A 12,505-nucleotide genomic window follows, 5' to 3' on the forward strand; every position below is an offset into this window, starting at 1 on the left:
CTTTTACCTCCCAGTGAAGCTCAATTTGGGCTCTTATCCGGAGGAGGAGAGAGATTATGCAGCATACGAATGCGGAAAAGAAGACGTTCACTCCGCGCGAAACCCGTCAGGGCTTCAAGGGTAAGCCGGTGCTGGTCATCCTTGTGGTTAGCCTTGTTCTGGCACTGGCCGTGTGGCTGGCCGCAGAAATCTGGGGCGAGAGCACTGCACCTGCGACCACGGAAACGCCTCCGCCTCCGAGTCCTGCAACCTCAGGCCAGACGGTCAATCCCGGCGCGCAGGGTGGACAAGCTTTCGATAACAACCCGCCATCCGGTGCAACCCCGCCCACAGAAGGCGTTGATCGTAACCCTTCCACACAGGCGCCTTGAGGCGCGACCGAATTCTCAAACCATTGGGAATGCTTGATGGGCAAGCAGAATCATCGCAACAAAAAAGCCGGAGCGAATGCCCCGGCTTTTTTCGTGACGGTATTCGATATCAGGCGGCTTTCTTACCAGATGCGTTCAAGGACGCAGTTGCGAGCGACGACAGGTCTTCGTCCGTCTTGGTCTCTTCCTTCAGCGTTGCGTCCAGCAGCTGCACGGCCTGGCTGTGACCAAGCTGCTGTGCCCATGCCTTCAGCGTGCCATAGCGTGCCATCTCATAATGTTCGACAGCCTGCGCCGAGGAGATGAGGCCGGCATCGAGCGCCGGGCTGCCCTTGAAGTCTTCCATGATCTCTTCGCCTTCGGCGATGATGCCCTGGATTGCTTCGCAGGTCTTTCCCTGAGCGCGCTTGCCGATGATTTCGAAGACTTCCTGCAGGCGCTCGATCTGGCCCTGGGTTTCTTCCTTGTGCTTCTCGAATGCCGCTTTCAGCTTATCGCTGCTGGCTGCTCGCGCCATCTTGGGCAAGGCCTTCAAGATCTGGCGTTCTGCAAAATAGATATCCTTCAGCGTGTCGTAGAAAAGATCGTCGAGCTTTTTCTCTGCCATGTGTATCTCCCAAATGTTGGTGCTGATGATCGCACGGCACACCGAACATCGGCTCCCCTTGATGGTTCCTGAGCTAGAGCACTAAGGGCTCTCATCGATTCCGATTTTGGCGCCGATGCTGTAGGCAGAGAAGTTGAAGAAGAGGCGGAGGCCTCTTGTCGTCAGTCGACGATAAGGTGAGGCACGAAGCGCGAGAGATTGGTGGTGATGCGGTTTTCATCCTCGCGAATGCTCAGGCCGCAGGCCACGTCCCCAACGATCCAGCTTCCCAGAATGGCGTGAACGTTATCGACATCGAAAAGCGGCGCCAGCGCCTGCACCACGTAACCTTCCGCGCCATAGATGCCGGGATTTTCAGCAACCAGTCGCTGGTCTTCAAACAAGGAGACGCTCTCCCCCTCCCGCGAGAAAAGCGGCTTCCTGACGTAATCGGTTAGACTACGCGCCTTCGGATCGTCGGCAAAATAGCTCGGCAGAAGATTGGGATGTCCTGGATGACGCTCCCACAAAAGCGGCAGGATGCCTTTATTGGAGAGAATGGACTTCCACAAAGGTTCAATGAACACGTCGCCTGCCGTAGGCAGATGCACCGCGAAAGGCTCCTTGAACATCACCTCCCACGGATAGAGCTTGAAGCAGCGTTCGATCAAACGATCTTGAAGGTCGGTAAAGCGTCCAGTTCGATCCACGCCGATATCGCGAATATCGATGAGTTCCACATGGTGGCCGGCCTGGATGGCGCAGTCCATCAGATAGGTCGTGGTGCCGCGGTCCTCTTCATTGTCCAACATCGTTGAAAAGTGAAAGACGCTATCGGTCGGAAACTGGCGAAAGGCTTCGACCAAGCATTCCTGAAGGGAGTTGAACTGGTCGGCGTCTTTCGGCAACGCGCCTGAGGCAATCTGGTCGGTCAGCCAGTCATATTGGAAATAGGCGCTCTCGAAGATCGAGGTCGGCGTGTCGGCATTATATTCGAGAAGCTTTGCCGGGCCCTCGCCCATATAGGCAAGATCGAACCGGCCATAGAGATGCCGGTCGCCCCGCAGCCACGACTGGTGCACCGCATCTCGCATCTCTTCGGGAATTTGAAGCTTCTCAAGCGCCTCTTCGCTGGTAACGACATCCGCCACAAGGTCCATGCACATCTCATGCAGTTCCTGCGAGGGCGCTTCGATGTCCTCTTCGATCTGATCGTAATTGAAGAGGTAAGCCGCATTGTCGACCCAGTATGGCTCCCCATACATCTCGTGAAACCCGAAGCCGACGGACTTTGCCTGTTCGCGCCAGTGGGGTCTTTCAGGAAGGGCGATGCGTTTCATTTAACTGCCATAATGGCTGGACGAACTCCAATGGCCAAAACCGCTCCGTGCGGTCGTTTCCGGGACGCCATAGCTGACATTTTTCAGGAAGCGATAGGAGTTGTTGCCAGCCTGACCGTTTTGGCTTCGCGCAACCATGGCGGTGCCCTGCCGATCCTTATAAACGGCCGAGCCGCTGCCGGAGCGAAATGAACCGCCGCCACCGCCGCTGCCTCCGACACCGCCGGAGCTGGCTGCGGCTTCCTCTTCTTCTTCCTGCCGCTTTCGCTCGGCATTATACTCCGCAATCGAGCGAACATTGCGCGCCAGATAGAAACCCGTCAGGACAGGGATGAACGGCGCGACATCCTGCGCATCGCGGGGAGATCGAGCACAAAGCCCGCTACCGAAGCTGTCTTCGCAACTCGCCTGGTCGGCAAAACGCGGCGCGTTCTTTGCGTAGTCGGTCGTGGCGTCGCGAAAGGCGACATCGCAGACATCCGCTCCGATACCGCTCATCACGCATTGTTGCGTCGACTTGAAGACGAAGGCATCTGGAGGCTGTTCGCCGCAGCCTGCGAGCGCCAACCCCGATACGGTGATCGTCCCTAGCGCAAGAACCGGTCTTGCGTGACTTCGCATCCGTCTTTTCATGCGAAGTCTCCTCAGTAGGTCATGCAGGCAGCGTTGAGGATACCGATGATGAGCGCGATGCCGCCGCCCCAAACGCCCGCGGAAACTTCCCCTCTGCTGATCTTCTCGTGGATGCCTGGCAGACTGGCGCGCGCGACGTAGAAGGCCAGGATCTGGACGACGATGCCGATGATCGACCAGATGACGAAATCGATGATGTTGACGGAGTTTGCAGCGGCCGATGCCATCGGCAGACCAAAGCCCGCGAGAGCGCCTAAAAACGCGATCGTGGCAGAGAGATTGCCGGAGCGGATCAGCCGCATTTCGTCGTGGGGTGTCAACCGCGTGTAGATGCCGGCAAACACCGCATAGGCAAGAAGTCCGAATGCGAAATAGCTTAAAAATGCAGGTAACCCCGCAACATATCCGAACATATCGGTTCTCTCACAATGACGATTTGAACATTCAGGCTCGTGTGATTTTCTTTACGCGCGCTTCTGGTTCGGAAGGGCGCCCGCCCGCTTTTCCGCCTCCACAGAGGCCGCAGCATCCGCGTAAGGCTCCTGGCGTGCGACGCTCCAGTAGCGCAATTCATCGACTGGAATTTGAACGCCCGTCATGGCGCAAACCACATAGGAGCCGGTCTGGACGATACGCAGGTCGCCATCGAGATATTCGATCTTCGCTTCCCGTTGTCCACCGTCAAATCTGTTCATGCGCTTTCGTCTCCTCGGTCTTCTCATCTCTGGATGCGATCTCTATTCCTACGCAGCCTGTAATTCTAGTAGCCTCAGCTTCTGCCGAAGAGCTTTTCGATGTCGGCAAGCTTCAGTTCGATGTAGGTCGGGCGGCCGTGGTTGCACTGGCCGGAGCCCGGCGTGTTTTCCATCTGCCGCAAAAGCGCATTCATCTCCTCGGGCCGCATCCGCCGTCCGGAGCGAACAGAGCCATGGCAGGCCATGGTGGCAGCAACATATTCCAACTTACTGGAGAGACTGCTGGCCGTATCCCATTCGGCGATCTCATCTGCCAGTTGCCGGACGAGCCCTTGAACATTGACCTCACCCAGCATGGCGGGCGTCTCGCGAACCGCGACTGCGCCCGGTCCAAAACGCTCGATGGCAAGCCCCATCTTGTCGAAGCCATCCGCATGCTCCATCAGCCGGTCGCAATCCTCTTCTGGAAGATCGATGATTTCCGGGATCAGAAGAACCTGCGACGCGGGCCGCTTGGCGTGCAGCGCCTTGCGCATCTCCTCGAAGACGAGGCGCTCATGCGCGGCATGCTGATCGACGATCACCAACCCGTCCTCAGTCTGCGCGACGATGTAATTGGCATGCACTTGCGCGCGTGCCGCACCCAACGGAAAGCGCGATGGCTCGAGGGTCGCGGCCGGCTTTTCTTCCGTGTGGAAGACTTCCGCCCGTGCCGTCGGCATGGTGATGTCGATAAATTGCGACTGCGCCGGTTCGCGCAGAGCCAGCCCATCCGATATCTCCAGCGGCCTGGATGGGGAGGTCGCGGGTGTCCAGGCCTGCGAAGCAAAGGGTCTGACCGTCGATGGACTGTAGCCGGGGCGGAACGCATTCATCATTTGTGAGGCGCCTGTGGTCGCGGCGCGGTCTCCCTCGCGGGACAGCGCCTGGCGGACCGCGCCAACGATCAATCCTCTGACGAGGCCGGGATCGCGAAAGCGCACGTCGGATTTCGCCGGGTGCACGTTGACATCGACCAGCGCCGGATCGAGGCGGAGCGACAGCACCGCAACCGGATATCGGCCATGCGGCACCGTCTCGGCATAGGCGCCTCTGATCGCGGAAAGCAGCAGCTTGTCCTGCACCGGGCGGCCGTTGACGAACATGTACTGATGCGCGGAGTTACCACGGTTGAAGGTGGGAACACCGGCAAAGCCGGTAAGCTCGACATCTTCGCGCACGGCATCGATCTCGATGGCGTTGTCCTTGAACTCGGCTCCGAGGATTTGCGCCATGCGGGCCAGATGGTCGTCCCCGGTCGATGGCAATTCCAGCGTCGAGCGATCCGTGCCGGAGAGCACGAAGCGGATATGCGGGAAGGCGATCGCCATGCGCTTGACGATCTCGGTGATGGCGGCAGCTTCGGCCTTCTCCGTCTTCAGAAATTTCAAACGCGCTGGCGTGGCGAAGAACAGGTCGCGCACCTCGACGATCGTTCCGGTATTTGCGGCAGCAGGACGCACTGGCGAGACCCTGCCGCCTGTAACGGATATGATCGCACCTTCGGTCGCGCCCTGCGCGCGACTGGTGATCGTCAGCTTGGCAACCGAGCCGATAGAGGGCAGGGCTTCGCCTCGAAAACCGAGCGTGCGGATATCGTCGAGCGTCGAGGAGATCTTCGAGGTACAATGCCTGCTGATCGCGAGTTCGAGGTCGGGGGCCGACATGCCGCAGCCATTGTCGGTAATGCGGACCAAACCCTTGCCGCCTCCCGCCGTCGCGACCTCGATCCGGGTCGCTCCGGCATCGATGGCGTTTTCGATGAGTTCTTTCGCGGCGCTCGACGGGCGCTCGATCACTTCACCCGCGGCGATCTGGTTGATCAGGGTTTCTGAAAGCTGCTTGATGGACATGCGGCCATTCTCGCGGATTCGTGGCTCCAACGAAAGAGAAATCGCGCCTCTCCACCCAAAACACGTTCCCTGTCTGCCCATCCAGGATTGTTCTTTTTTCAAGTTTAAGAGGTCTTTAATCCTGGAGCGATATCACTGATCGTGCTTGAATGAGTGATCTATTTGCCTTTTTAGGGTGGTTGATATGGGCATGACGGAAGCGCTGGGGCCGTCCTGTTTGATCCTGAAGGGTTTTCGAGCGTCTTGCCCGCATGTTCCCATTATTGCCAAAGCCTATTGCTGTTGCAGGTTTTCAAGATGAATTGAGCGCGTTCTCGAAACGTGTGTAGGGAATTGTTATGAATGATTTAGCGCCAGACGGCGTGGCCATTCAAGCGGCGGTGCTAGACGCTATCAGCGATGCAATGTCTGCAGCGATTCTCCTTTATGATCGTGACGACAGCCTTGTGTTTGCCAGCCACCGCATTTTCACGCTTCTGCCGCTCGAGAAGGCAGAGGTGGCACCTGGCACCAGGCTGAAAGATGTTCTCGGCGCCATTTATGATCGTGCTGGCTTTGGCGAAACGTCTTTGCGTGGCAGCCGCGTCGATCGCGAGGAATGGATCGCGAAGAGCCTTGCGGCCCATTGGGCGGAGCGGTCGGAAACGGTAGAGCAACGTCCAGGCGACCGATGGCTGCGTTTCACCAAGCGGCGTGTTCCTTCCGGTTTCTGCATTTGTGCAGTGGCTGACATCACCGAGCAGAAACGACGTGAGGATCATTGGCGCGCCGATGTCGAGCGCGTCCAGATCACCGAGGAAATTCTCGACAACCTTCCACTTTCCATCTTCGTCAAGGATAGAAACCGCATCTATTCAGCCGTTAACAAGGCCGGCTGCTCGATGATTGAAACCTCACCGGACCTCGTCCTCGGCCGCAATGTTTTCGATCTTCATTCGCATGAGCTGGCGACGCGGATCGACGCGATGGACAGGCGAGTGCTGGAGACCGGCGTTCCGGCCATCCTGCCGGAAATGGTCACGCTGCTCACCGGCGATGAGATCCTCGTCATCACCCGGAAACACAGGGTTGGCAAACCAGGCCATTATTTTCTGGTGACGACGATGGACGACGTCACCGCCTTTGCGGTGACCCAGCCGGATGGCAGGCGCATCATCCCGGGGCTGGAGCACCTGTCCTTCCTGCGCAGTTCTTACATGGACGATGAGAATCACCAGGCATCATTGGTGATGAAGGGCCGTCGTGTCCTTCTCGTGATGCAGGATGCCGAGGCCGGCAATGCGGCTTGCAAGCGATTGACGACGATCGGTGTGGATTGCGCGGTTGCCGTCGGGCTCCAGGAGCAGGAAGCATTCTTGAGCTTTTCCGCATCCATGGGCGTGAATATCGACCTCGTTGTCGTCGATGTGCAACTGCCGCTCGAGTGCCTCGACGTGCCGACGACATTCGGCGTCGGCGTGATGACGGTGGATGAATTCGAGATCGGTAGTTCGCTGGTCAATATGCTGACACGTCATTTCCGCTCGCTTGAAACCATCCAGCAGGGCAGGGGCAAGGACGACGATTGGGTTGTTATCAACAGCGATGACGAATCGCTAAACCGTCCGAAGCTCGATGTTCTCGTCGTTGAGGACAACAAGATCAACCAGATCGTCTTTTCGCAAATACTCGAAGGTCTTCAGATCGAATACAGGCTGGCGCAATCGGGCAATGAAGCGCTGGCACTCTTCCAGTCGGAAAAGCCCTCGGTTGTCCTACTGGACACAACTCTACCCGATATTGATGGCTTCGAAGTTGCTCGACAAATCCGGGAACGGGAATCCTTGACGGGCGAAAGAACGCCCCTGATCGGCGTTGTCCCGCTCGCTTTCGAGGGGGATCAGCGCGCCTGCCTCGATGCTGGTATGGATGAAATGTTGCTCAAACCCATTAGCCCGGATATAATTGATACGCTGCTGAAGCGTTTTTTGCCGCGTTACTCCCATAGCCTTCATGGATGACCGCACACATGTTCGTGGTGGTGGGATTTCGTATTCGTGCCGATATTCTTTGTTAATTGCGGGCCACGAATACTACCGACCACCGCAGTCCCACAGGATATGTGAATGAACTCGTCCGGGCCGAACCTTCCGCTTATCAGTGAGCAAGAATTGCAGGCTATGGCGTATAGCGATCCTTTGACGGGGCTCGGTAACAAGTACCGCTTGCGCGACAAGATAAAATTGCTGGCGGCCGAACGCGCGGAGGACCCTGCGCCTTTTGCGGTGGGTATCGTCAATATTGATGGCTTCAAACCGATCAACGACCTGTTCGGTGCGCATGCCGGAGACGAAATCCTCTGCCAGGTGGCGCACCGGCTGAAAGCTTGCATGATGGATGGATCGATCGTCACGCGCCATGATGGCGATGAGTTCGCCTTCATCCTGCCGCTGATTTTCGAGCGCAGCGGTGCCGAACGGCTCGGCCAGATGATCAAGGATGTCCTGTCGGCACCCTATGATCTTGGCGATCGCAATGTACGCCTGTCCTCCTCGTTCGGTTTTGCCATCTACCCATTCGCAGGCGAGGAATTCGAAGACTTGATGAAAAGTGCCGAGACTGCACTTTATCGGTCGAAGCGCCGCGGACGCGGTCAGATCACCGTCTATTCCCGCGAAATTGCCCAGGAGATGAAGCGCGCCACGCAACTGGAACAGGCGCTTCGAAACGCGATCATCAATGACACCATCGATGTGCATTTTCAGCCGATCGTTAGATTGGCTGACAGCTCGGTCGTTGGCTTCGAGGCCTTGGCACGCTGGCATGATGCGGATCTCGGTTTCGTGCCACCGGATGTATTCGTTCCGCTGGCGGAAGAGCGCGGCTTCATCGATGCGCTGTCTGAGGCTCTGCTGCGAAAGGCAGCCGAGACTGCACTGTCATGGCCGCGTGAACTCTTTCTCTCCTTCAATCTGTCGTCCGCCCAATTGATGGATCCATCGACCGCGGCCAATATTCTCTCCATTCTCAGTCGCGTTGGCCTCGATCCGCGGCGTTTGGAACTGGAAATTACCGAGACGGCGGTGATGAGCTCGGCAGATACCGCGCAGCGCATCATCACGGAGCTTCAGCAGGCCGGCGTACGCATCTCGCTCGATGACTTTGGAACCGGACAGTCCAGTCTCGGCCGCCTCCGCGACTTCACCTTCAACAAGGTCAAGATCGACCGCGCCTTCGTTTCCCGCATTAGTACCGACCGGCCATCGGAACATATCATCAAGGCGATCGTCGCCATGTGCGATGGCCTTGACCTGGAGGTCGTGGCCGAAGGGATTGAAGATGGTAGCGAGGCCGACAAGTTGCGCGGGCTTGGCTGCGCCATGGGGCAGGGCTACTTCTACGGTCGCCCGGCAGATGCCGCATCCACACGCCGCTATCTGCACGACAGCTATCGTGTTCCCAGCACAGATTTGAATTGATTTGACGGTGGAAGCGGCGAGGGGCCTTCGCCGACCGTCGTCCTCGTTAGAGCGCTTCCATTTAACAAGGAAACTCTAGACATCCGTTGTGGCAGGATTGTGCGGAGCTAATCCTGAAGGTTTGCACGCATGGTCAGAAGGGCGCATTTTGGATCTTAGCGCCCTCCCGTTTCCCAAACCTACAGCTTGTAGATCCCGTCTAGCCTGCCCTTGACCGTAATGCCAAGATCGAAGGTGGCGCCATGCATGGGGTTCGCCTTGATCTCGTCCTCTTCCAGTCCTTCGCATGCGGACGTCACCAGCAAACGGTCTGCACCGGTGGCGAAGAAGGCTGGGCAGGTCGTGCGAGATGCCGGAAGTTCATAGTGGTCGGTGTGCCGGCCGGTTGGATCATAGCGATCCACCGCACCTTCGCCCCATCGTGCGTTCCAGATGTTGCCCTCGGCATCGCAGACTGCACCATCGATACCGCCTTCGTCCTCGGATCGATCGAGGAAAATGCTCGGAGCGCCGGTCGGCAGTCCGGTTGCGGGATCGAGCGTCACCTTCATCAACCGGTTCACATTGGTGTCAACGAAGTAAGCCATTGCGCCATCCGGTGAAAAACAGATGGCATTGGGAATGCTGAGTGAATCGAAAAGCGTTGTCACGACGCCCTTGGCGACGTGATAGATCGCGCCTGCGCCCTCTTCGGCCCTTTTGCCCATGGTGCCGATCCAGAGTGCGCCGCTTTGATGCACTCTGCCGTCATTCGAGCGATTGCCGGGCTTGTTTGGCTCGAAATCGACATGCAGCGAGAGTTCACCCGTGAATCGGTTCCGGATGAAGAGGCCCTCTTCCGTTCCCAGCAATTGACGCTCCGCATCGATGGCGGCGACTACACTCGCCATGAAGGGCAAAGACGCCACGGTCTTCTCGCCCGATGCCGGGTCGAGTTCATGCAACTCTTTGCCGATAATGTTCAGCCATCCGATCCGTTTGGAAATCGGGTCGAAGCTTGGGCCTTCACCCAGCATCAGTTGCGTGCTGTCGAGAACCTTGCCCTGAAACGGGTGATTGGTCGCCATATATCTTATCCTCCCACGGCCACGTCATAAGCCTTGATGGTGATCTCTGCCCGTTCACGGGCCTCACTTGCATTCATACCAGGCTTGTAGAGACTTGTTCCAAGGCCAAATGCCTTGATGCCGACACTCGTGTAGTCGGAGAAGTTTTTGTCCGACACGCCGCCGACTGCAGCGACCAGCGTATCCTTCGGCAAAATGGCACGAATGGCATTGATGCCCGAGGGGCCGAGTACGCTTGCGGGGAAGAATTTGAGGCCCGTCGCCCCCGCTTTCAGGGCGAGCAAGGCTTCGGTCGGTGTCAGAACACCCGGCATCGTCACCATGCCTTTGTCGCGTGCCGCCGTAATCACGTCGGTATCGACATTCGGGCTAACCATCAGTTTGCCACCGGCGCTATCGAGCCGTGCGACGTCATCGACGGTCAGAACGGTACCCGCACCGATCAAGGCATCGGCGGGCGCAAGCTTGGCTGCGATTTCGATGGAGCGGAACGCATCTGGCGAGTTCAAGGGAATCTCGATGGCGCGAAGGCCGCTTTCCAGCAGGGCAACAACAACGCCCTCAGTCTCTTCAGGGCGAATGCCACGCAAGATGGCAACGAGCGGATACTTCATGTCGGGGAAGGGAACGTACACGGGCTTGAAACTCCTCAGTGCCAGATGGATGTCGCAGCGGCAATAAGCCCCCGGCGAACCGCATCATCGGCGTCAATTGTGGTAAAGCTGATGGAAAGAGCGTTGAAGGCCGCCTTGTAAAGCTCACCAAGGCCGCCCGAGGCGATCAGGATGACAGAGGAATCGCGCGGCGCACTGGCATGCGCGCCGGCAATCTCCATGCCGATCAGGGTTCCGGAAAGTCTGGCTTTGGCATCTGTTGGCGAGAGCCCATGCAGCAACTGCCCGGACCGCAAGGTAAAGAAGCGGTTCGTCGCCATTTGCGGATTGTTGTAAATGTCGATCACCGCATCGCTAAACGCCGGAAGGTCGCCGCTAAAGGCTTCGGCATCCGCTAGCGCGTGGGAAAGAATGGTGTGCTTCGAAATGACATCGAAAATCTCGCCGGTCATGAAGGTCGAGAATTGCGTGACGTTGAGATCCTTGACGCGAACCCATTTGGAGTGGGTGCCCGGCATGCAGACGAGTTGCGACCCGCTCCGATGATCGGTCGATAAGGCGCCAAGAAGCTGCGTTTCCTCGCCTCGCATCACATCCGGCATGTTCTCTGCTCTTTGTGCGAGGCCAGGAAGAATGCGGATATCGCTCGTCTGCTCCGGCACGCGGGTTGCGCGATCCATGACTTCGGACAGATTGGCGGGGACATCCACATATCCAGCTTCGACCCAGCCCTGCCGAGCGCCTGCCATGCCGCAGACAATCACCGGCAGACCTTCCGGTGCGGAGATTGCTGCGAGATGCGATGCCAGAACCTCGGCAAAGCCTGTGCGCATGGCAGTCGTCATGCCTTCGGAGCTGCGCCGCTCGGCTAGAACCTCGCCTGAGCGGTTCATAAGCCACAGGCGGAAGCTGGTCGTGCCCCAGTCTACGGCAACGAATGCAGCATCTGACATTATAGAAGACCTCCATCGATAATCATTGTTTGTGCGGTCATGGCGGCGGAGGCATCCGAAGCCAGAAAGACGCAGGGTCCGACGAGGTCCTCGCCGGTCAAGGTCCTCTTGAGGCACTGTCGGTTGATGGTATGTCTGATAGACTCGTCCGTGAGCCAGAGGTCCTTCTGCCGCTCGGTCACGATCATGCCGGGCAGGATCGCGTTGACGCGGATGGTCTCAGGTCCAAGTCGGCCTGCAAGGCTCTTCGTCAGTCCGATGATGCCTGCCTTGGCCGCCGTATAGGCGGGCAAATCGCCCATATTGAGCAGGTAGGAAATCGAGGAGAAGTTGATGATGGACGCACCCTCTTCTTGTCTCAGATAAGGAAGTGCGGCTTGGGTGACGAAGAACACCTGCTTCAGGTTGACAGCCTGGTTGGCATCCCAATATTCGCTGGTGACGGTATCGATATCATGCCTGTCGTCCCAGGCAGCGTTGTTGATGAGAACCCTGATTCCGCCCAGCGCATCTCCAGCAGCCTTCACGGCTACGGCAAGCTCCGACTGGTTTCTCAAGTCTGCCTGTAGGAAGAGCGGAGCAATGCTGTCTCCCGTTGAAAGCCTGCTGACAAGCGCTTCGCTCGCGCGCGTATCGATATCGATGAAGGCGACTTTGGCACCCATCCGGACGAACGCTTCCACCAGAGAAGCACCGATGCCGGATCCACCTCCGGTGATCAGAACACCTCTGTTTAAAAATTCCGACGACGGGCTGAGATGGCTGTTCATGACGACATCAACTTAATGGTTGAAAGTTCCATTATTTGGAACTAAGTTTTACTAAATGGAATAATCGCCTTGTGTTGCTCGCGATGTCAAGCGCAGTCGCGCGGCCTTCGGAGAGAATTGCGTGCC

Annotated in this window: 13 protein-coding genes; 3 read left to right on the plus strand and 10 right to left on the minus strand. The window is 57.8% G+C overall.

Annotation, left to right across the window (positions count from 1 at the left end; all coding sequences use genetic code 11):
* Nucleotides 1-56 precede the first annotated feature (56 nt).
* Entirely contained in the window at nucleotides 57-371 is a 315-nt protein-coding gene (locus tag QE435_RS16895; protein ID WP_349042068.1) for a hypothetical protein, read from the plus strand.
* Nucleotides 372-480: 109 nt separating this feature from the next.
* On the opposite strand, the gene QE435_RS16900 is transcribed toward QE435_RS16895, so the two are convergent.
* The 6 genes from QE435_RS16900 to mutL form a co-directional block, all read right to left on the minus strand.
* Nucleotides 481-978 (minus strand): ferritin-like domain-containing protein, encoded by a 498-nt coding sequence (locus QE435_RS16900; RefSeq protein WP_349042069.1) that lies wholly within the window; start codon nucleotides 976-978, stop codon nucleotides 481-483.
* 161 nt (nucleotides 979-1,139) lie between these two features.
* Complete coding sequence (locus QE435_RS16905) at nucleotides 1,140-2,297, minus strand: glutathionylspermidine synthase family protein (protein ID WP_349042070.1); 1,158 nt, start codon at nucleotides 2,295-2,297, stop codon at nucleotides 1,140-1,142.
* Entirely contained in the window at nucleotides 2,298-2,930 is a 633-nt protein-coding gene (locus QE435_RS16910) for a DUF1190 domain-containing protein (protein WP_349042071.1), read from the minus strand.
* A gap of 11 nt (nucleotides 2,931-2,941) precedes the next feature.
* Nucleotides 2,942-3,343: a DUF350 domain-containing protein gene (locus tag QE435_RS16915; RefSeq protein ID WP_349042072.1), complete on the minus strand. Its 402-nt coding sequence runs from the start codon at nucleotides 3,341-3,343 to the stop codon at nucleotides 2,942-2,944.
* A gap of 51 nt (nucleotides 3,344-3,394) precedes the next feature.
* A complete protein-coding gene (locus tag QE435_RS16920; RefSeq protein ID WP_306931269.1) occupies nucleotides 3,395-3,625 on the minus strand; it encodes a lipoprotein insertase outer membrane protein LolB in 231 nt (76 codons plus the stop codon).
* 74 nt (nucleotides 3,626-3,699) lie between these two features.
* Entirely contained in the window at nucleotides 3,700-5,517 is a 1,818-nt protein-coding gene (gene mutL / locus QE435_RS16925; RefSeq protein WP_349042073.1) for a DNA mismatch repair endonuclease MutL, read from the minus strand.
* Nucleotides 5,518-5,855: 338 nt separating this feature from the next.
* Here mutL and QE435_RS16930 point away from each other — a divergent pair, with 338 nt between their 5' ends.
* Nucleotides 5,856-7,517 carry a response regulator gene (locus tag QE435_RS16930; RefSeq protein WP_349042074.1) on the plus strand — a complete coding sequence of 554 codons (1,662 nt, stop codon included), beginning with the start codon at nucleotides 5,856-5,858 and terminating at the stop codon, nucleotides 7,515-7,517.
* A gap of 105 nt (nucleotides 7,518-7,622) precedes the next feature.
* A complete protein-coding gene (locus QE435_RS16935; protein WP_349042075.1) occupies nucleotides 7,623-8,975 on the plus strand; it encodes an EAL domain-containing protein in 1,353 nt (450 codons plus the stop codon).
* A gap of 179 nt (nucleotides 8,976-9,154) precedes the next feature.
* On the opposite strand, the gene QE435_RS16940 is transcribed toward QE435_RS16935, so the two are convergent.
* The 4 genes from QE435_RS16940 to QE435_RS16955 are packed head-to-tail and all read right to left on the minus strand — an operon-like array spanning nucleotide 9,155 to nucleotide 12,379.
* On the minus strand, nucleotides 9,155-10,042 hold the full coding sequence (locus QE435_RS16940; protein WP_349042076.1) for an SMP-30/gluconolactonase/LRE family protein: 888 nt from the start codon (nucleotides 10,040-10,042) through the stop codon (nucleotides 9,155-9,157).
* Nucleotides 10,043-10,047: 5 nt separating this feature from the next.
* Entirely contained in the window at nucleotides 10,048-10,656 is a 609-nt protein-coding gene (locus QE435_RS16945; protein ID WP_349042890.1) for a 2-dehydro-3-deoxy-6-phosphogalactonate aldolase, read from the minus strand.
* Nucleotides 10,657-10,691: 35 nt separating this feature from the next.
* A complete protein-coding gene (locus tag QE435_RS16950; RefSeq protein WP_349042077.1) occupies nucleotides 10,692-11,609 on the minus strand; it encodes a 2-dehydro-3-deoxygalactonokinase in 918 nt (305 codons plus the stop codon).
* On the minus strand, nucleotides 11,609-12,379 hold the full coding sequence (locus QE435_RS16955) for an SDR family oxidoreductase (RefSeq protein WP_349042078.1): 771 nt from the start codon (nucleotides 12,377-12,379) through the stop codon (nucleotides 11,609-11,611). Before QE435_RS16955 ends, QE435_RS16950 begins: the two co-directional genes overlap by 1 nt.
* Between the last annotated feature and the right edge of the window lie 126 nt (nucleotides 12,380-12,505).

This window comes from Agrobacterium sp. SORGH_AS 787 (assembly GCF_030819035.1).
Lineage (GTDB): Bacteria > Pseudomonadota > Alphaproteobacteria > Rhizobiales > Rhizobiaceae > Agrobacterium > Agrobacterium larrymoorei_B.